The sequence below is a fragment of the Rhizobium sp. 01T417 genome (assembly GCF_056398905.1).
Map to the genome: position 1 here is coordinate 60,212 of NZ_JBFTQH010000027.1, position 18,440 is coordinate 78,651.

The 18,440-nt window shown below is 59.3% G+C and carries 16 protein-coding genes, 4 tRNA genes and 2 pseudogenes; 13 read left to right on the forward strand and 9 right to left on the reverse strand.

What is annotated here, in order from left to right:
* Positions 1-49 precede the first annotated feature (49 nt).
* Together AC1DPR_RS22820 and AC1DPR_RS22825 are read left to right on the forward strand one after the other, a co-directional pair.
* The gene (locus AC1DPR_RS22820; RefSeq protein ID WP_477817228.1) at positions 50-1,276 is read left to right on the forward strand and encodes an adenylate/guanylate cyclase domain-containing protein; all 1,227 of its coding nucleotides are present in this window, start codon (positions 50-52) and stop codon (positions 1,274-1,276) included.
* A 109-nt stretch (positions 1,277-1,385) separates the two neighbouring features.
* A complete protein-coding gene (locus tag AC1DPR_RS22825; protein WP_113471434.1) occupies positions 1,386-2,717 on the forward strand; it encodes an NAD(P)/FAD-dependent oxidoreductase in 1,332 nt (443 codons plus the stop codon).
* A 60-nt stretch (positions 2,718-2,777) separates the two neighbouring features.
* On the opposite strand, the gene AC1DPR_RS22830 is transcribed toward AC1DPR_RS22825, so the two are convergent.
* From AC1DPR_RS22830 to gloA, 6 genes are all read right to left on the reverse strand, one after another.
* Positions 2,778-2,852 (reverse strand) — tRNA-Glu (locus AC1DPR_RS22830).
* Positions 2,853-2,945: 93 nt separating this feature from the next.
* Positions 2,946-3,497, reverse strand: a complete 552-nt coding sequence (locus AC1DPR_RS22835) for an alpha/beta hydrolase (RefSeq protein ID WP_477817229.1) — start codon at positions 3,495-3,497, stop codon at positions 2,946-2,948.
* A 162-nt stretch (positions 3,498-3,659) separates the two neighbouring features.
* Positions 3,660-4,430, reverse strand: a complete 771-nt coding sequence (locus AC1DPR_RS22840) for an SDR family NAD(P)-dependent oxidoreductase (RefSeq protein WP_477817230.1) — start codon at positions 4,428-4,430, stop codon at positions 3,660-3,662.
* A 266-nt stretch (positions 4,431-4,696) separates the two neighbouring features.
* Positions 4,697-4,771 (reverse strand) — tRNA-Glu (locus AC1DPR_RS22845).
* 197 nt (positions 4,772-4,968) lie between these two features.
* The gene (locus AC1DPR_RS22850; protein ID WP_477817231.1) at positions 4,969-6,033 is read right to left on the reverse strand and encodes a YcbK family protein; all 1,065 of its coding nucleotides are present in this window, start codon (positions 6,031-6,033) and stop codon (positions 4,969-4,971) included.
* 155 nt (positions 6,034-6,188) lie between these two features.
* Positions 6,189-6,629 carry a lactoylglutathione lyase gene (gene gloA / locus AC1DPR_RS22855; protein ID WP_018858625.1) on the reverse strand — a complete coding sequence of 147 codons (441 nt, stop codon included), beginning with the start codon at positions 6,627-6,629 and terminating at the stop codon, positions 6,189-6,191.
* Positions 6,630-6,834: 205 nt separating this feature from the next.
* Between gloA and AC1DPR_RS22860 the strand changes: the two genes are divergently transcribed.
* A complete protein-coding gene (locus tag AC1DPR_RS22860; protein WP_018117103.1) occupies positions 6,835-7,413 on the forward strand; it encodes a cold-shock protein in 579 nt (192 codons plus the stop codon).
* Positions 7,413-7,895 (forward strand): DUF192 domain-containing protein, encoded by a 483-nt coding sequence (locus tag AC1DPR_RS22865; protein WP_018858624.1) that lies wholly within the window; start codon positions 7,413-7,415, stop codon positions 7,893-7,895. Before AC1DPR_RS22860 ends, AC1DPR_RS22865 begins: the two co-directional genes overlap by 1 nt.
* A gap of 115 nt (positions 7,896-8,010) precedes the next feature.
* Here the strand turns inward: AC1DPR_RS22865 and AC1DPR_RS22870 are convergent, their stop codons facing one another.
* Complete coding sequence (locus AC1DPR_RS22870) at positions 8,011-8,289, reverse strand: hypothetical protein (RefSeq protein ID WP_113471439.1); 279 nt, start codon at positions 8,287-8,289, stop codon at positions 8,011-8,013.
* 309 nt (positions 8,290-8,598) lie between these two features.
* Here AC1DPR_RS22870 and AC1DPR_RS22875 point away from each other — a divergent pair, with 309 nt between their 5' ends.
* From AC1DPR_RS22875 to AC1DPR_RS22905, 7 genes and pseudogenes are all read left to right on the forward strand, one after another.
* The gene (locus AC1DPR_RS22875; protein ID WP_477817232.1) at positions 8,599-10,374 is read left to right on the forward strand and encodes a hypothetical protein; all 1,776 of its coding nucleotides are present in this window, start codon (positions 8,599-8,601) and stop codon (positions 10,372-10,374) included.
* Positions 10,375-10,531: 157 nt separating this feature from the next.
* Positions 10,532-11,746 (forward strand): alpha/beta hydrolase, encoded by a 1,215-nt coding sequence (locus tag AC1DPR_RS22880; RefSeq protein WP_018858621.1) that lies wholly within the window; start codon positions 10,532-10,534, stop codon positions 11,744-11,746.
* Positions 11,747-11,759: 13 nt separating this feature from the next.
* Positions 11,760-13,694 (forward strand): mechanosensitive ion channel family protein, encoded by a 1,935-nt coding sequence (locus AC1DPR_RS22885; protein WP_113471437.1) that lies wholly within the window; start codon positions 11,760-11,762, stop codon positions 13,692-13,694.
* 97 nt (positions 13,695-13,791) lie between these two features.
* Positions 13,792-14,215 (forward strand): annotated as a pseudogene (locus AC1DPR_RS22890) (hypothetical protein).
* Between the two features lie 4 nt (positions 14,216-14,219).
* Complete coding sequence (locus AC1DPR_RS22895; protein WP_477817233.1) at positions 14,220-14,801, forward strand: OmpA family protein; 582 nt, start codon at positions 14,220-14,222, stop codon at positions 14,799-14,801.
* A gap of 237 nt (positions 14,802-15,038) precedes the next feature.
* Entirely contained in the window at positions 15,039-16,178 is a 1,140-nt protein-coding gene (gene cax / locus AC1DPR_RS22900) for a calcium/proton exchanger (RefSeq protein ID WP_477817234.1), read from the forward strand.
* A 136-nt stretch (positions 16,179-16,314) separates the two neighbouring features.
* Positions 16,315-16,647: a potassium channel family protein gene (locus tag AC1DPR_RS22905; RefSeq protein ID WP_018117080.1), complete on the forward strand. Its 333-nt coding sequence runs from the start codon at positions 16,315-16,317 to the stop codon at positions 16,645-16,647.
* 162 nt (positions 16,648-16,809) lie between these two features.
* Here the strand turns inward: AC1DPR_RS22905 and AC1DPR_RS22910 are convergent.
* Positions 16,810-16,886, reverse strand: a tRNA-Pro gene (locus AC1DPR_RS22910).
* A gap of 274 nt (positions 16,887-17,160) precedes the next feature.
* On the opposite strand from AC1DPR_RS22910, the gene AC1DPR_RS22915 reads away from it, so the two are divergent.
* Both AC1DPR_RS22915 and AC1DPR_RS22920 read left to right on the forward strand, forming a co-directional pair.
* Positions 17,161-17,466, forward strand: coding sequence for an ETC complex I subunit (locus AC1DPR_RS22915; RefSeq protein WP_016554394.1), 306 nt, complete (start codon positions 17,161-17,163; stop codon positions 17,464-17,466).
* Positions 17,467-17,511: 45 nt separating this feature from the next.
* Positions 17,512-17,588: transfer RNA gene (locus AC1DPR_RS22920), tRNA-Arg, on the forward strand.
* 37 nt (positions 17,589-17,625) lie between these two features.
* Here AC1DPR_RS22920 and AC1DPR_RS22925 read toward each other — a convergent pair.
* Positions 17,626-18,440 (reverse strand): annotated as a pseudogene (locus tag AC1DPR_RS22925) (DDE-type integrase/transposase/recombinase); the annotation flags it as partial.

The window sequence follows — 18,440 nt, forward strand, 5'->3', positions numbered from 1 at the left end:
ATGATGTCCTTCCTCAATCGGGACGCGACCGTGTTTGTGGAGTATAGCCATGCAATCCGTTTCGGACGTGCCTTTGTCTTTCAACGATCAGAGTGAGGGTGTGTGGCCCTCGCGTCGGCGTAAGATCATCGATTGGCTGGTCACGGAAACGCGTGACGAGCGCTTCATCGACAACATCTTCGTGCAGATGTGTCAGCGGCTCCGGAACGAAGGCGTACCGGTAGCGCGCGCATCGTTGCACTTCAGGACGCTTCATCCGCAATGGCTCGGAGCACGTATCCTGTGGCGCACCGGGTTGGCCGAGGCCAAGATCGATACGTTCGGCTATGGCGTCGAGAGGACACCGCAGTTTCGCAACAGTCCGGTCAACGAGATCTTCAGCGGCGCGATCGAGGTTCGCAAAAACCTCGAGGCTATGAGAGACGGAGACGGCCACCATCAATTTTATGACGAACTGATACGTGATGGGCTTACGGAATATATCGCTTGGCCGATGGAGCACACACTCGGAAAGCGCCACATCGCGACCTTCACCAGCGACCGGCCCGGCGGTTTTTCTGACGAGCACATTGCTTTCCTCCAGGATCTTCTGCCCGCCTTGACACTGGTGACCGAGATCCGCCTCAAGAACATTCTCGCGCGCACGTTGTTGGAGACCTATGTCGGGCCGCATGCCAGCGGACAGATCCTTGCTGGGGCGACAACACGTGGCAGCGGGGCCACCGTCGGTGCGGCGATCCTGATCTGCGATCTGCGCGATTTCACGACGATCTCGGATCAATGGCCGCGCGATGACGTGATCGAGTTGCTGAACGGCTATTTCGACGCGATGTCGGAGCCAATTGAGAAACACGGCGGCGAGATCCTAAAATTCATGGGCGACGGGATGTTGGCGATCTTCCCGCTGACCGATCCGATGGCCTGCAGAAACCTCCTGACGGCGATCAAGGAGRCCGACGCCGCGGTCGCTGCGCTCAACGAGGAGAATGCGCGCGAGGGTCGCGAGGTGCTGCGCTACGGTATCGGCGTGCATGTCGGCGACGTCATGTATGGCAACATCGGCTCGCGCCGCCGGTTGGATTTCACGGTCATTGGGCCTGCGGTCAACGTGGCATCGCGTCTGGAAAGCCTGACGAAAGAGATCAAGCGGCCGGTGCTCTTCTCCAGGGCCTTCGTCGAGATGGCTTCGTGCAAGGAAGGCATGGAAAGCCTCGGCGCGTTCCCTCTGCGTGGTTTGGGCGAGCCAGTTGATGTGTTTGCCTTCAAGCGATCCTGAAGCTGTAAGATATGCAGACGAAGCGTGGGCAGGGTTCCTAAAATCGGGGCGGGGTTGTAGGGCTACACAAGCCAAACGATCTTGAGTCCCTGCCAGGAGACAATCCCTCATGCCCGGTCCCTATGTTGTTCCCGTCCATGGCGACGAGGAGCTTCCGAAAGAGTGCGACGTCGTTGTGATCGGCGGCGGCATTGTCGGTTGCTCCACGGCGCTGGAACTCGCCGAACGCGGCCTGCGCGTGACGCTTTGCGAGAAAGGCGGGATTGGGAAGGAACAATCGAGCCGGAACTGGGGCTGGGTGCGGATCTCGATGCGCGATCCGCGCGAGGTGCCGCTGATGGCAGAGGCGCTGAGAATCTGGGATGGCCTCGACAAGCGCACGGGGCGCGATACGGGTTTCAAGCGCACCGGCATCATCTTCACCTGCGCCAATGATAAGGAGGTGGCGGAGCGCGAGCGTTGGCGCACCAATCTGGACGGCTACCAGATCGAATCCCGCATGCTAACGGCGCAAGAATTCGGTGAAACGGTTCCCGGCTCAAGTGTCGATATGGCGGGAGCGCTCTACACGCCGGCCGATGGGCGGGCGGAGCCGCAGAAGGCGGCACCGGCGATCGCCGAAGCGGCACGCGACAAGGGAGCGACCATTCTCACGGAGTGCGCTGTACGCGGCATCGAGACCTCGGCAGGGGCCGTTAGCGGTGTCGTGACGGAACGCGGCGCGATCGCCTGCAAGGCCGTGGTCCTGGCCGGCGGCGCGTGGTCCAGCCTGTTTGCCGGTCGCTTCGGCATCGATCTGCCGCAACTGAAGGTGCTGAACAGCGTTATGCGCACGAAGCCGCTGGAAGACGGGCCGGCGCAAACGATATGGGCCAAGGATTTCGCTATCCGCAAGCGGCAGGACGGTGGTTACACAGTGGCCTGCGGCCACGACAACATCGTCGATATCGTGCCGGCCTCGTTCCGCCATGCTGCTGCGTTTCTGCCGGCCTTGCGGGCAGAGTGGAAGTCGCTTTCCTTCCGCCTCGCTGGCCGCTTCTTTGACGAGCTGCGCATTCCGCGGCGCTGGTCAATGGATGACGCAAGTCCGTTCGAGTATCACCGTGTTCTCGATCCGGTGCCCTCGAAGAGGTTGACGCTGGATGCACTCGACAGTCTGAAGAAGGCGTTTCCGGTTTTCGCAAAGGCGGAAATCGCACAGCGTTGGGGCGGCTACATCGATGTCACGCCGGATGCCGTGCCCGTCATCTCGGCGGTCGATTCCATTCCCGGCTTTCATATCGCGACCGGATTCTCCGGCCACGGTTTCGGCATTGGACCGGCAGCGGGACGGCTGATGGCTGATATCGTCACGGGCCGGGCGCCCGTCGTCGACCCGAAAGCGTTCCGGCTCTCGCGCTTCAGCGACGGCTCGAAGGTAGAACTGATCAGCGGCTTCTGATTTCGTGTATGAATGGAACTCGCGCCAATGCGCCATTCGGCAATCTGGAATCGAGTGGTTTGGTACGCCCTAGGGGAATCGAACCCCTCTTTACAGAATGAGAATCTGTTGTCCTAACCGATAGACGAAGGGCGCATCTGACAAGAAAATAGGAACGGCATGGCTGTTCGGCAAGACGTTCAGCTTGCTGGAAAAGAGAACCGGCGCGCGCTTCGGCGTGCTGACAGCTTAGCCGGCTGAAAGTATGTCTCGTGCAACGTCGCTCATATCGTTGTTGAGCTGGTGATCCCTGCGGTCGAGTGTGCGGACGACGGCGTGCGGAATCGCCTTCGCACAGAGATGAACATGGGCAGTGGGTACCACGTCGTCGGCGGCGCCATGATAGAGATAGATGGGAAGGCCGGGCGGGAGACCCTCTGAGACGTCCTTGCAGTCGCCGATGCCGTCGCTCGGCCATCCGCCTTCGCCGATGAAGGGCGCAGCGATGACGTATAGCCCTCCGAACCTCGGTTTCGGCTGCTGTTCGGCAAGCACATGGATCAAAATGGTGCCGCCGACCGAGTGAGCGACGAGAATTGCCCCGTCGTCCAGCGAAGCGAGTTCTCTCGTTAACGCAGGCTCCCACGCTGCGTAGCTTGGATCGTCCTCATTGGGCATTCGGGGATAGCGGACGGTATAGCTTTCGCCGAGTTCGCGCTCGAGGCTGGTCACGAGCTTGCTGTCCCAGCAATCGTAGACGCCTTCGCCGGCTCCTTGTACGAAGAGGACCTGCCTAGCCATCCGGCAACTCTATTCGGCGGGGCAGGCCGAAGCAAGGCTGGTCCATACTCAGCATGAGTAGCGATACCAACGCGTCGTCGAATCCAGGCTGAAATTCAAAGAAACCGACACGCCCCACGGAAAATCGTCGTTCTCGTCTGCATAGCATTGTGCACCTCGGCATCAGGCGACTGACCATCCGCCGTCTACGAGCAGGTTCGCGCCGGTGACTAGGCTCGCAGCTGGTGACGCAAGGAAGACGACGGCACCCACCACATCATCGGTTTCACCGATCCGGCCGAGCGGAATGTGAGCAAGCGTCGCTTTGTAATTGTCGGCGTCGGATAGAAAAGGTGCCGTACCATCCGTGTGGATGAACGTCGGCGATACGGTATTCACGGTGACATTATAGCGTGCCCATTCGGCTGCAAGACAGCGCGTGAGGTGATTGATTGCCGCCTTGCTCATGCAATAGATTGCCTCGCCGCGCAGTGCCACGGTGCCGGCCTGTGAGCTGATGTTGATGATCCGGCCGCTGTTGCGCTTGATCATCTGACGGCCCACCGCCTGCGTCATCAGAAACGTGCCCTTGATGTTGACATCAAGTATTTCGTCAAGGTCTTTCTCCTCAACGAGTTCTGCAAGATTGCCCGGAGCCACGCCGACGTTGTTGACGAGTACGTCGATCCGACCGAACTTCGTAAGCGCCGCGTCGACGGCTTGTGCGATATGGACCCTTTTGGGAATGTCCAGTTCGACAGGGAGGACCTTTCGTCCCATGCCCTCGAGTTCGGCGACCAGGCCTGCCGACGCCGCGACATCGCGGATCCCCAAGACAATATCGGAGCCGCCTGCGGCACAGGCAAGCGCGCAAGCCCGACCGATGCCACGGCTCGCTCCCGTCACGAAAGTCACCTTGCCCGCAAGGCTGAAGTCCGGCGCGTTCTTCTGCATAATCATCCCTCCCTCGATGAAGCTCATTTATGGCAGCGTCGACGCTCGGATGCCAGATGTTCTGCGCACGCTGAGGAGGCCGACTGGAGGAAGCAGGCGTGTCGCCGAGTCGCGAGTCAAGGCGAGGGCGCTACAGGCTCAAGGGCTACGCGTCGTCGGTTGACCGACCGGATTTCATTCCAGATTCACTAGCATTTGACGCGACGCACAACAATGTTACGAGGATATCGTGTAAACGTCAAAAGCCAAATGATTTCAATGGCCGATGGCACGCCCTAGGGGAGTCGAACCCCTCTTCCCAGAATGAAAATCTGGTGTCCTAACCGATAGACGAAGGGCGCTTCCTTCGTGGTGGCGCCCTTATAGTCAGGCACTTTGAATCCCGCAAGCAGCAAATTGGATTTTTTTCAAAATAATGACAGGATTCTTTTGCGGCAGCGAAATGGCGTTTATTGCAGCCTAATCAAAACGCTATGGATCGATGTTCCCAATCCTTCACACGAGCTTTCGTAACGCTAATGGCAGCGAAGCGTGAGCGTCACAGAGCGCGAGCAAGGGGCGATGCAGCCGTCCCACCACCGCAGCCCCAGTTCCAGTCGCGGCTTTTTCCGGTGTCGAGATGGACGGAGTTCGTGTGGCAGTAGGTACCGACACCGCCGCGATCAGGCAGCGAGCGGATATAGCTTGCGATATCCCATTTCGACACGCCGTCGATCTGAATATCGGCCGCGTCGCATGTCTTGTGCATGGATTCTTCGGCGCCGCCGACCATGCGGTTATGGTCCGGGTCGCGATATCCCGACGTGACGACGAGCGGCTTGCCGAAGTGCTTTTCGACCGCCCTGATCACATTCAACAGGTTCGGCTTGAAGCAGCCGACCTCTACCTTGTCGTTTTGAAGATGCAGGCCGTTGGGCGCAATTCGCGTCATGCCGGGCAGTGAGGCGTTTTGCAGTAGCCCGGAGAGACTGCCGAGCAGGTTTTGCCTCGGCGCGCTATAGAGCGCATTCATCGTCTGGCCTGCCAGTGCTCCGGTCGAGAGCGAGGCACTCTGAACCGGCTCGCCGCGTATGGCCGTGTTCTGTGAGGACTGCTGCGGCAACAGGGGTTGAGTCTGCTGCGTTTGCTGGGGCTGATCGACAGGAAGCTGGCTGCTGTAGACGCTCGAGCGCATGGGGCTGACACCAGCCGGCGTGTAGGCGTTGCCCGTGACGGGCTGCACCTGGGTCGATGTCGGGTTGTTCTGCGGCAGCGTGTGTGCCGAGAAGATGCTCATCGCCTGCGCGTTGATCCCAGTTGATTGCATTGCGAGACCGCCGATATTGGCGGGAGCCGAAGCGGTCGATCCTACTGCCATCGACTGCGCGGCCGGAACCTGTGCCGGCTGCTGACCCGATACATTCGCCACCATAGGGTCGCGATAGCCGGGTTGGGCGGCGGGCGCGGCGGTGGCCTGTTGAACGGCTGCAGTCGATTCGACTGGGGAAACGACAGCGGCAGCGTCGGCGGCCTTCTTGTTTGACACGCAGCCGCTGAGCACCAGCGCTGACGTGGCGATGAGAAGGGTAGGTCCGAAAGCTATCCGCTTTTCAACAGCGAGCACGCGAGCATTCTCCAGAGGACGGCGAGAGCTGCGCCAAAACGCATCGTTCGCCTTGAGTCAGCTGGAGAGTGCCCGCGCCACTGGCCTGCGGCAAGCGCGATGCGGACACGCAGGTCCGAAATCGCAAAAGCCGCAAGCCTCGCAAAAGCCTCGGCTTACCAGGCGCCGGTATTGCCCATCGAAGCCCAGGGCTCGGCTGTCGGGAGGCTGCCGCCCTTCTGCAGAATCTCGATCGAGATCCCGTCCGGTGAGCGTACGAAGGCCATGTGGCCGTCGCGCGGCGGACGATTGATGGTGATACCGTTGTCCATCAGCTTCTGGCAGGTGGCATAGATATCGTCGACCTCATAGGCGAGGTGACCGAAATTGCGGCCGCCCGTGTAGTCCTCGGTATCCCAATTGTAGGTCAGTTCCAGGCAGGGCGCGCCCTTGGCACTGGCCTCGGTTTTGTCGCCGGGCGCTGCAAGGAAAACGAGCGTGAAGCGGCCCTTCTCGTTCTCCGTGCGCCTAATTTCCTCGAGTCCGAAGAGCTTGGTGTAAAAATGCAGGGAGGCGTCCAGATCTTTCACGCGAACCATGGTGTGGAGATAACGCATTCTATTTCCTCTCTAATGCGGGGTCTTGGATTCTGTCGGAATCTTATGTGGCGGAACACCAGCTTCGGGCAAGATAGCGGGGTATGATTGGCAACTGCGAATAATCGAAAAGTAGGACTTGCGCTAATCCGTTACCAACATGTTAATCTTGATGTGAAGAATCAGTTAACCGTAACAGTGTGACGCGTATTGAGGGACTGGCGATATGGCTGACAGAATTTCGTCAAAGGAATTCAGCGACCTCGATCAACTCGCGGGGGAAGCGGTCGATCTCATTGAAATCACTGGCGTCGTCAAGTGGTTTGACGTGGCCAAGGGCTTCGGTTTCATCGTTCCCGACAACGGTATGCAGGATGTTCTTCTTCATGTGACCTGCCTGCGTCGCGACGGCTACCAGACAATTCTCGAGGGTACGCGGATCGTTGCGCTCATCCAACGGCGCGAACGCGGTTACCAGGCGTTCAAAATCCTTTCCATGGACCAGTCGACGGCTGTACACCCTTCGATGCTGCCGCCGGTCCGCACGCATGTGCAGGTGACTGCGACGAGCGGGCTCGAGCGTGCGCTGGTCAAGTGGTTCAATCGCACGAAGGGCTTCGGCTTCCTGACGCGGGGCGAGGGGACGGAGGATATTTTCGTCCACATGGAAACGCTGCGTCGGTTTGGTCTCACGGAATTGCGTCCGGGGCAGGTGGTGCTCGTCCGTTACGGCGATGGCGACAAGGGGCTGATGGCCGCTGAGATCCATCCCGATGTGCCGAGCCCGGTGAGCCGCGCGCACTGATGCGTATGTCTGCAGCTCACTGGATCAGAAGCGCCATCGCGGCGCTTTTTTTCATTCTTGCCGTGCCGGCCCTTTCCCAACAGCCGATAACCTTCGACAAGGAACCGCTGATTATCCAGACGGCGTCCGGCAAGCGGCTGAATTTCATCGTTGAGATAGCCGACACCAACGAGCAACGCCAGCGCGGGCTGATGTATCGTAAGGACATGGCCGAAGACGCCGGTATGATCTTCGATTTCGGCGTTTCGCGGCGGGTGCAGATGTGGATGGAGAACACCATCCTGCCGCTCGACATGCTGTTCGTCGACTCGACGGGCACGATCCGCAACATCAAGCAGAACGCGGTGCCGTACTCCGAGGACATCATCGATTCGATGACGGAGGTGAAGTACGTGATCGAACTCAATGCCGGTGTAACGGCCAAGCTCGGCATCAAGCCTGGCGACAAGGTGATGAGCGCCACGACGACCAAGAAAAAGTAGGCGTTCGCGCCACGCGGTGACACGGGGCTGCTTGAGGCAGCGCCGAATTTCTCCCGAAAAGCGGGAATGCAGCGGGTGTCTTGTTCCTCGACAGGCTCGGCGTGAGAAGGGCGGTTTAGCGACGTGCGCCGAACACCTCGCGCATGACGCCGCCCTCCAACTCCACACAAAGTTCCTCATATTCATCGACCAGGGTGAGCTCGGCGCTGGCCTCCTTGCGGAACCGTTCGAGTGCGAGGCACGCCTCCTCATAGGCACCCAGCATTTCATCAAGCAACGGTCGCCCATTGGCGGCTAACCGCACAGCCTCGCGCTGGGATGCCGGTAACCTTAACAACATGCGCGCCAGACCGCATCTTGCAGCCTCGCCTAGACGATTGAATGACTTGCCCATTCGCGCCACCGTCCCCTCCTGGAGCACAAACGACAGCAGTGATTGCGTATTGGTCGCTGGGAGACACGCTATCACGGTTCTCCAGATGAGCGGCGTAGAATACGGTAGAATACCTCGGTACCAACGGCGACATATGTGATGTTGGCTGCGATTGAGCCCACCCGGAGCCAACGCATGTGGTCCTCACTCGCCAAGGGCAAGTGTTGCCCGAACGATTGTGAACCCGGTATTGCCACAACGTATAGGTCATGTTTATCTGCTAGCAACATACGCATTGGGTTGTGCTTAGTCAGCATCGAGGGGAATTCGATGGCAAGTGCAAGGTCAGGCGACGTGGCCCCTGTAGCGCCATCTGCCGAGGAAGTGCAAGACCAGCTGGAGCGCATCCTCGGAAGCGAGAGTGTTCACCTCCCTGAGCGAGCCCGGCGGTTCCTGGTGTATGTCGTGACGGAGACGCTCGCCGGTCGATCCCACTACCTCAAGGCCTACACGATCGCGGAGGTCGTTTTCGGAAGGCAGAATTTCGATGCTCAGGGCGATCCCGCCGTGCGGATCGAGGCTGGGCGCATCCGGCGGGAGCTGGAGCGCTATTATTTGATGGCTGGCGGCAGCGAGCCGGTTGTCATCACGATTCCCAAGGGCCGATATGTTCCCATATTCCAAGCTTCGTCGCATTGCCGTGGCGACACAGCGGACGCGGCGATGGCACCGCCTTCTCCCGTCTCTGTCGAGCCTTCATCAAGTGAGGTTGTCGCAGCACCGGCGGCTTCCAGATTCGCTGGAAAACGCTGGCTGATAGCTGGCGCGGCAATGGCGGCCGCGATTGCTGCAGGGGCCATTTTCCTTGGCTTAAAGCCGGCCTCCAAGGAGGTTGCTTCCATCAACAGCCGACCGACGATAGCCGTGGATCGCTTCGATGATATTGCGGGTGGCAGCAGATTTTCGGGAATTTCGGGCGGCGTGACCGATGAAATCATGTCGAAGCTCGTGAAGTTCAAGGACATTCTGGTCGTCGATGCGTCCGGTAATGATCAGGACGCTGTGAGCGGCCTCCAGAATGCTCGATACGCCCTCCAGGGAAGTGTTCGACAAGATGGCGATCGTGTTCGATCCACGGCGCGCCTGGTGCGTCGTTCCGACGGCGCCGTCATCTGGGCCAACCACTACGATTCCGATCTTCGAATACAGAGCGTGTTTGAAGTCGAGACCGCTCTCGCAGAGGAGATCGCGACCGCCGTCGCCCAACCCTTTGGCGTGGTATTTCAGACCGACATAGCCCCGGATGGGGCGGGTGGATGGGACGCATATGATTGCAGCCTGTCCTATTACAACTATCGCAGAAGCATGACGGCGGAAGCGCTTCAGACAGCACAGGAATGTCTCAGGTCCGTGACAGAGAAGTTTCCGAGCGACGCCACGTCTCTTGCTTTCTTGTCGCTGACTTACCTCGATCAGGTACGCTTCCCCTACAAGCTTGGAACCAAACCGTCGCCAAAGATATTGGAGACGGCATCGGAGCTGGCGAAAAAGTCGGCTGTAATTGATCCGCAGAACCCGCGCGTCCTGCAGGCGCTGATGCTGACCAGCTTCTTTCGCAATGACGTTGGCGCCGCCCTCGAGGCGGGTGCCGCGGCCTATCAGTTGAATCCCAACGACACCGAGGTGGCCGGCGAATACGGCTTACGTCTCTCCATGGCGGGCAAGTGGGATACGGGCTGCGATCTCGTTTCCAAGGCAGTCAGCAGGAACGCAGGTCCGCAAGGTTACTACGAAGTCGGGATGGCGTTGTGCGCCTTCATGAGAGGCGACCTTCAGGCAGCAGAACTGTGGTCGCGAATGTCTGATCTAAACTACAATCCGATGCACCGTATGGTTCTGGCATCCATCCTTGGCGCGTCCGGAAAGATCGAGCAGGCGAAAAGGGAACTCGATTGGCTTGACACGAAGGCCCCTGCGCTGATGCCGGTGGTAAAGCGCGAGATTTCGATGCGCTTGGCGCGTCCGCAAGACCAAGAGCGCGTCCTCGCCGGGCTGCGCGCTGCCGGTGCCGCGGTCGATCAGGTTCAGCCGGCAGTGACCAACTAGCCGTTGCCGTCATCCTCTCGCTGGCGTGGCAATTTCGTACCACGGCGGCGTCCGTCCCGACAGATACTACGCGATGCTACAGGCCTCGCCGCACGCCACCTGCTAGCCTCCAGGCTTGAGATCGCCCATCCCCCTGGGCAATAGCTGGAATGCAGGCATGGTGAAACGCAGTATCCCTCTTCTTCTCTTTTTTCTGACGAGTTGCGGACATCCGGACGGTGTCATGACGCCGGTTCCGCTGTCGGCTTCCGCTCCACCAACGTCCAAGGTTGCGATGCTGGTTGCGACCACACGCGATCCGTCTGGGGACCCGGCGACGCTATTCAATGGGGAGCGCAGTTCCAAGCCGCACCTGACGCAAATCACAGTCTCGATTCCGCCGAAGCGCGAGCCGGGCACGGTACAGTGGCCGAAGCGTCTCCCACCTGATCCGGCAACCGATTTCGCTGTGACGAATGCTCAGCAGATAGACACCATCGCGCAAGGGCGCGAATGGTTCGCGCAGCATGTGAACGGCGGACATGCGCTAGTGTTCATTCACGGCTTCAACAACACCTACGAGGATTCCGTCTTCCGGCTGGCGCAGATCGTGCACGATAGCAGGATGGAGGCGACGCCGGTACTGTTCACATGGCCGTCGCGAGCCGAAATCACCGCCTACCAGTATGACAAGGAAAGCACGAATTATTCGCGCACGGGACTGGAGCAGGCCCTTCGCACGCTCGCTGCCGATCCCAATGTCAAGGATATCACCATCATGGCACATTCGATGGGGACCTGGCTGGCGATGGAATCGCTGCGGCAGATGGGGATACGCGACGGCCGTGTGGATCCGAAAATTCACAATGTGATCCTCGCTTCCCCCGATATCGATATCCAAGTCTTTGCCAAGCAGTTCGCCGAAATGGGCGAGCCACGTCCGAAGTTCACGATCTTCGTGTCCCAGGATGATAAGGCTCTCGCGGTTTCGAGCTTCATTACGGGGCGGGTCTCCCGTCTCGGCGCCATCAATCCTGCGGAAGAGCCCTATCGGTCGAAGCTCGAAAAAGCGGGCATCGCCGCGATCGATTTGACGAAAGTAAAGACCGAGGACGGGCTCAATCACGGCAAGTTTGCCGAAAGTCCGGAAATCGTCCAACTTATCGGCCAGCGACTCATGACGGGCCAGACACTTACGGATTCGAATGTCACGCTCGGCCAAGGCATTACAGCCGTGGTCGGCGGCACGGTGACGAACATCGGTACGGTTGCGGCTACAGCCGTCGCGGTTCCGGCGACAATCATCGAGCAGCCGCTTGCTGAGAGAAGAAAGCCACGGCCGGCCGACGATACGCTTGGCGGCGACCTGAAGCCGCAGACGCTGACGCAATAGGGGGAAAACCAGCATGAAATGGATCCTGTCTCTCATCGCCGGACTTCTCTTCGCATTCAATGCCGTGGCGCAAGCTCCCGCGGCCGCACCACAGCAGAAGATCGACGAACTTGTGCGCCTTCTTCAGGACCCGGAGGTGCAGGCCTGGCTGAACAGTCGCAAGGAGGTCGGTGCACCTCAGAGCCCCGCTTCATCCGCAGGCGCCTCCGATTTGGTCAGCTGGGAGTCTGCGGCGCGGACGCGCGTTCACGAAATCATCACGGCCATACCGGCGATACCAGCGGAAGTGGCGGCCGCCGCTGCCAGAACACGGCATGACGCCGTAAGCCGAGGCTATGCGCCCGTATTCGTCATATTCGGCGGACTGGTCGCTCTCGGTCTCCTCGTCGAGGGGCTGTACCGCAGGCTAGCCAAGCCCCGCGAAACGCTCCTTGGCCGACTGGCCCCAGTCGGAATCTTCGCGGGGGCAATGGCGATCGTGTTCTTTGCCGTGGAATGGCCGCCTCTCGCCCGTATCACCTTGCTTGCCTATCTCACGGCATTCGTCGCGTTTCGGCTGGCGGTCGCATTTTTGTCCGCCGCCAGTATCACGCCGTTCTTGCGCACACGGTTGATGATCCTATTCGGGCTTGTCGGCTTTGCCGTTGCCACGGCGGCAATCGGAGAACCTTTGGGCGTTCCGCCGCTGGTTAGGGATGCAATCAGCTACTGCTTGTCGGTCGTTGGGCTATTTGTCGCGATCGAGATGGTGTGGGCTACGTCGCAGCGATCTCGGCCGTGGAAAGCGGCTGTGGTTGCCTTCCTCGTCGCGCTGTGGATCATCTGGTGCCTCGACATGAGAGGCCTTTTCTGGATCGGCGTCTATGTCCTCGTACTACCGGCGGTGCTCAACGCCGTTGGCCGCGTGGCAGGGTCTTTCGTAAGCGATCCCGGTAGCCTTCGTGGTGTCTTGATCGTCCGTGGCGCACGCGCGGCGGTGATCTTCCTCGCCGTCGGGTGGCTGGCACTTGTTTGGCGTCTCAATCCGGACACATTGGGTCAGCGCGATCCTGTTGTCGCTGCCCTTTTCTACGGGGGCCTGAAGAGTGTTTTGATCCTCGTGGTTGCTGATTTTCTTTGGCAACTGGCCAGAGGCTGGATCGATAGAACGTTGCGGGTGGCGACCGACGCAACATCCCTTGCGCCCGCTGATGCCGCCAAACGGGCACGGTTCCGCACGCTTCTTCCGATCTTTCGCAATGCATTGGCTGTTGTTGTCGCGGTCATGGCGGCGTTGGTCGTGCTGGCCCAGATGGGCGTACAGATCGGGCCATTGATCGCGGGAGCCGGCATCTTCGGCGTTGCCATCGGTTTCGGTTCGCAGACCCTCGTCAAGGACGTCATCAGCGGTGTGTTCTACATGCTGGATGATGCCTTCCGGGTTGGGGAATACATCCAGGCCAAGGATTACAAAGGAACCGTGGAGGGCTTCAGCCTGCGATCGGTACGCCTTCGTCATCATCGCGGTCCGGTCTTCACCGTGCCATTCGGCGAACTCGGAGCCGTCCAGAACATGAGCCGCGACTGGGTGATCGACAAGTTCAGGATCACGGTCGGCTTCAACACCGATATTGATAAGGCACGCAAGCTGACCAAAAAGGTCGGAGCGGAGCTGAAGGATGACCCGGAACTCGGGCCGCTCTTTATCGAGCCCTTGAAGATGAAGGGTGTCGAGGAGTTCGCCGACTACGGAATCGTATTGAGCTTCGCCATGACCACGGTTCCCGGCATGCAGACCTACATACGCCGCAAGGCCTACGCCAAGATTCGCGAGTTGTTCCTGGCAAACGGGATCACGTTCGCCCAACCGACGGTGCAGGTCGGAGGTGACGACAAGGAGGGTGGCGCGGTGGCTGCCGCGCAGGCGATCCGGGCGCACGAAGCAGGTACTGCCGCGCCGCCGAAGTGAGTGCTCTGCGGTGTGCGCTACCGTAATATACGTCCCCAATCATAGCGCTTCGTGAGAACATTCACCGCCTAGATCGTCGAGGCAGGGAGAGGGCGACATGTTCAAACGCGGAATTCTTACGGCGGCGCTCACGTTGGCGACGCTGACATTTGCCGGGAATGCGCCGGCGCAGACGCTGAGCTATGCGGATGCGGTCACGAAGCTCGCCGCCCGACTGCGGCACGGACATCCAGAAACTGTGCAAGGGACTGAACCTCGGCAGCGGACGGATCGCCGACTGCCTGCAGCAGAACGCGGCAAAAGTGTCGCCCACTTGCAAAGGCTCGCTGACATCAGTGTTCCAATCGATAACCCAGCGAGAACACGCGCAGACCGCCTACGAGCGGGTCTGCCAGCGGGACATGTCCAAAAGTTGCTCAGGCATCAAGGGTGACGGCTTCGTGCTGGCTTGTCTGGTGAAAAAGGAAAGGCGCGTCAGCAAGGAATGCAATCAGGTCATCACCGATGCGGGTTGGAGGTAAACCGATGAAACGTCTTATTTCCAAAGCCATTCTCGTTCTGGCCACGGGCGTATTGTTTTCCGGCTTTGCGTCGGCGCAGGAGGTCTCCCAGGAGCGCATCGTCAAGGGACTCGGTAAACTCAGGGCGGCGGCTCCTGCGATCGACCTCGAGATATTGCGACAGGAGGCTATCAACGGCGGTAACCAGCCGATGTCTGCGCTTCCGAACTGGAAGCGGATAGGGAAGCTGCCGCAGATGGTGGTCGAGATCGATTTCGAGAACGACTCTGTCGCCATCCAGCCGAATTCCTATCGCACCCTCGGGCTGATCGCCGACGCGTTGCATCATCCGAACCTGTGGGACTACAAGTTCCTCGTGGTCGGTCATGCCAGCGCGACCGGGGACGAAAAACATAACCTCGATCTCAGCGAACAGCGTGCTGCTGCAATCAAAGAAGCACTATCGACGACGTTTGCCGTCGATCCGGCGCGCCTTTATGCGGTCGGTGTCGGGGAACACTTACCGATCGAAGGCACTAACGTGAAAGGGTCGAACAACAGACGTGTTCAACTTATCAACCTCGGTGTCTTCAAGATTAAGTCCTGATCGGAAAGAGGCCGCGGCGTCGAAACGATGCCGCGCGCCAGCAGTTGATGGGCCGCCCCCTGGGAGTGTGGAGGCTCGGATGAACGCCCCGAGACTAACGCTGTTGGGAAACGCCTGCTTTGCTGGCGGTCTTTGCAGACGCTCGATTCGGCTGCCGATCGCGATCCTCTCGGATGAGTACTCCTACCGAGAATGCATCGCCTGCAAACGAGACTATCTTATGATGGGAGAAACGACATGAGCAGCTCCGACGGACGATCTTCTCCATCTGCTGGCATCGGAAGAAGTGTTCTTCAAGAACTGCGACACACGCCCGTTCTCTGGCTGATCGTGCTGGTGCCGATCGTCATCGTCCTGGAGCACCTGGTTCCGGACAGTCATACGCTGCTCTTTTTCATATCGGTCCTTGCAATCATTCCTCTGGCGACGCTCCTTAGCCGTGCAACCGAGGCGGTTGCGGAGAGAACGGGCGACGCGGTCGGCGGCCTGCTAAATGCTACGCTCGGAAATCTGACCGAGCTGGTGATATCGCTTTCGGCCCTGCGGACGGGACAATATCTGCTGGTCAAGGCATCGCTGGCCGGCGCAATCGTTACAAACACCCTGTTCATGCTGGGCGGCGCATTTCTACTCGGCGGGTTGAAGCATCACCTGCAGGAGTTCAATCGCGTCAATGCTCGCTTCCAGGCCTGCCTGCTTTTCCTGGCAACCATTGCCGTTCTGGTGCCGTCGATCATCAGTGAAGTCGATCAGCCGCCACCGCTCGCCATCTCTCAGAACGTGAGCCTCGGGTTGTCGGTCATCCTCATCGCCGTCTACGCCTTGGGCATGTTGTTCTCCTTGCGAACACATAAGGAGCTTTTCGCCAGTGCCGGTCACGCGGACGAAGAGCAGGCTACCTGGCCGCTTGGCCTCAGCATCGCCATTCTCGTCGGCGTAACCGTGCTGGTCGCATTGGTCAGTGAAATTTTCGTCGGGTCGGTTCAGGTTGCGGCTGAACATCTGGGAATGACACCGGCGTTCGTCGGCTTCATCGTGGTCGCCCTTGTTGGTGCGGCCGCGGAGATGACCACCGCGTTTTCGGCAGCTCGTGCGGATCGCCTTGATCTCAGCGTTGGGATCGCGCTCGGCAGCGCCGCCCAGATCGCGCTTTTCGTTGCCCCGCTGCTGGTCATTGTCAGCTACGTCATCGGACCGGAACCAATGACGCTGCAGTTCTGGCCCGGGGCAGTTACAATGATGATCGTCGCCACCGTGGCCGCTACGCTTCTGTCGAACGGTGGTCGAGGCGCCTGGTACGCAGGAGTGATGGCACTTGCCCTCTACGCGATCTTCGCCTTCACCTTGTTTGTCTTGCCTCCAGCTGGACCGACGTGATCGAAAGGCTACTTCTAGGCGCGCCGCGCGATAGCTCTGCAGCGACGCCAAAGCAAACTCAATCAGGCACCTTGGAAGCGCAAGGAAAGCGGCGCCGATGACGCGAGGCACAGAGAGCAAGTTTAAATCGAGGAGGATGAGAAGGCGGTTCTTCGCCTCTCTCTTCCAGCAACTTCGAATATTGTGGCCGATCTTCTCCGGTGTTCTCGTTGTCATCGTCGGGTCAGGCGCACTTGTCGGATGGATCGAAGGATGGCAGCTCGGCGACACCCTGTACTTCACCTTTGTTACGGGATTGACGATCGGCTACGGCGACCTCGTACCAAAGCAGACAATCGCGCGGGTGCTGGCTCTGGTGATCGGCCTATGCGGGATTGTCCTTACGGGTCTTATTGCCGCAGCCAGCGTGCAGGCTCTCCGTGGCGCTGATCCGGATCGCTCAAATTCTGACAATGCCGATCAGGACTAGGTGAAGTGCCTCGCCGAACCGGCCATTCAGAACTGGAAATCTTAGACTTATGATTCCTGGGACAACACGGAGGCCCCACTACGGCATCGAAGTTTTCGGAAGCGTCGATCGGAGGATGTCCTGCGAAAGTCCGACAAGTCTTGATGTGGAGGGGAAGGGTAGTGGTCGGAGTGGAGAGATTCGAACTCCCGACCCTCTGGTCCCAAACCAGATGCGCTACCAGACTGCGCTACACTCCGTGCCGACGAGGGAGGCCAATACACGGTTCGCCCCGCGCCCGCAATATCTAAATCGCCTATCCCCAACCTTGGTGTGAGCATTCTTTTCCTAAGGCGCCTGTTGGAAACGGTTGAACAGCGCTGCGACTGGTACGGCTTTTTTCTTGAAAAGAAAGGGATTCGCCGCTAAGCAAAATTCATCTCTTCGTGCGATGGTTTGCGTCAAGAGTAGCTGCCTTGTGGGGCAGAATGAAGTTTCAAGTGCGAAAGCCGCTAAATCGGAGGCCCTGCAGCAATGTCTGCCAAGATCTACCGTCCAGCCAAGACCGCGATGCAGTCCGGCAAGGCAAAGACACATATTTGGGTTCTTGAGTTTGATCAGGAGACGCCGCGCACCATCGATCCGATCATGGGCTATACGTCTTCCTCGGATATGCGCCAGCAGCTGAAGCTGACCTTCGAAACGCAGGAACTCGCTGAGGCTTACGCGAAGCGTAACGGCATCGAGTACCGGGTTATTGCCCCGAAGGATCCGCAGCGCCAGATCGTGGCTTATCCTGACAATTTCCGCTATACGCGGACGCAACCCTGGACGCATTGATCCGCGTTCATCCGCAGATTTGACCGGGTGCGAATTCGGTCATGCGGCCCCTTAGCTCAGCTGGATAGAGCACCTGCCTTCTAAGCAGGTTGTCGCAGGTTCGATTCCTGCAGGGGTCGCCACTCTTTCTCGGTCCGTTCTGGACACATAGGTTACGTTTTATTCCTGAGACATAGGTGACACTTTTGGACCGAAAGGGTTCGGCAAAGGTTCAAGCCTGCATGTCTCATCATCGAAGTATCCCAGATCGTAGTCCATAAAGCTTGTCAGCSAGATATKGTCTTCGACCTGTTTGATGCCGACGGCCTGACCGGCGAAGACCAGACTGTCAGTGTCAGATGCATGCGTTCATGGCGGCCGTTCTGCTGCGGGTTGCCCGGCTTGATGCGCTCGATGTCGATACCGAGCCTGAGCCACCAGACGGCGAGCCGAGACAGATTGAACAGTCCGTTGGGGCTAGCGAAAGGCACTCCGTTGTCGGTTCTGATCGCCTTGGGCAGGCCGAACTCCTTGAAGACGCGTTCGAAAACGGTGAAGGCGTAGACTTCCTTGGTCGTGTGCAACGCTTCGCAGGCCAAAAGATAGCGGCTGGCGAAGTCGGTGATCGTCAACGGGTAGCAATAGCGCTTATCGGCAAGCATGAACTCGCCTTTGTAATCGGCGCACCACAGGTCGTTGGGCAGCCCAGGATTGGAGAGTGCTGTTCCTTCAGCCCGGTTGCGCCGCCGCCTACCGTGCTTGACCAGGCCGTTGCGGTCGAGGACGGCATGCACGGTTGAGATCGCCGGCGTGTGAACATCCGGATACAGCCGCGCCAGCCGCTCCCCTGATCTTCGGTGCGCCCCAGTTGGGCTTGTCCTGCTTGGTCCGCACAATCAGCTTCTCGATTTGGAAAGGAAGCTGATTGGCGTGCCGGTAAGGCCGTCGCGATCGATCTGTCAGTCCTTCCAGACCGCTGTCGTTATAGCGGCTGA

What these genes read in the sequence shown, in the direction of transcription:
- AC1DPR_RS22825 (WP_113471434.1), top strand. Translation starts at nt 1,386, where the DNA reads ATGCCCGGTCCCTATGTTGTTCCCGTCCATGGCGACGAGGAGCTTCCG.
- AC1DPR_RS22835 (WP_477817229.1), bottom strand. Translation starts at nt 3,497, where the DNA reads ATGGCTAGGCAGGTCCTCTTCGTACAAGGAGCCGGCGAAGGCGTCTAC.
- AC1DPR_RS22840 (WP_477817230.1), bottom strand. Translation starts at nt 4,430, where the DNA reads ATGCAGAAGAACGCGCCGGACTTCAGCCTTGCGGGCAAGGTGACTTTC.
- gloA (WP_018858625.1), bottom strand. Translation starts at nt 6,629, where the DNA reads ATGCGTTATCTCCACACCATGGTTCGCGTGAAAGATCTGGACGCCTCC.
- AC1DPR_RS22860 (WP_018117103.1), top strand. Translation starts at nt 6,835, where the DNA reads ATGGCTGACAGAATTTCGTCAAAGGAATTCAGCGACCTCGATCAACTC.
- AC1DPR_RS22865 (WP_018858624.1), top strand. Translation starts at nt 7,413, where the DNA reads ATGCGTATGTCTGCAGCTCACTGGATCAGAAGCGCCATCGCGGCGCTT.
- AC1DPR_RS22870 (WP_113471439.1), bottom strand. Translation starts at nt 8,289, where the DNA reads ATGGGCAAGTCATTCAATCGTCTAGGCGAGGCTGCAAGATGCGGTCTG.
- AC1DPR_RS22875 (WP_477817232.1), top strand. Translation starts at nt 8,599, where the DNA reads ATGGCAAGTGCAAGGTCAGGCGACGTGGCCCCTGTAGCGCCATCTGCC.
- AC1DPR_RS22880 (WP_018858621.1), top strand. Translation starts at nt 10,532, where the DNA reads ATGGTGAAACGCAGTATCCCTCTTCTTCTCTTTTTTCTGACGAGTTGC.
- AC1DPR_RS22885 (WP_113471437.1), top strand. Translation starts at nt 11,760, where the DNA reads ATGAAATGGATCCTGTCTCTCATCGCCGGACTTCTCTTCGCATTCAAT.
- AC1DPR_RS22895 (WP_477817233.1), top strand. Translation starts at nt 14,220, where the DNA reads ATGAAACGTCTTATTTCCAAAGCCATTCTCGTTCTGGCCACGGGCGTA.
- cax (WP_477817234.1), top strand. Translation starts at nt 15,039, where the DNA reads ATGAGCAGCTCCGACGGACGATCTTCTCCATCTGCTGGCATCGGAAGA.
- AC1DPR_RS22905 (WP_018117080.1), top strand. Translation starts at nt 16,315, where the DNA reads ATGAGAAGGCGGTTCTTCGCCTCTCTCTTCCAGCAACTTCGAATATTG.
- AC1DPR_RS22915 (WP_016554394.1), top strand. Translation starts at nt 17,161, where the DNA reads ATGTCTGCCAAGATCTACCGTCCAGCCAAGACCGCGATGCAGTCCGGC.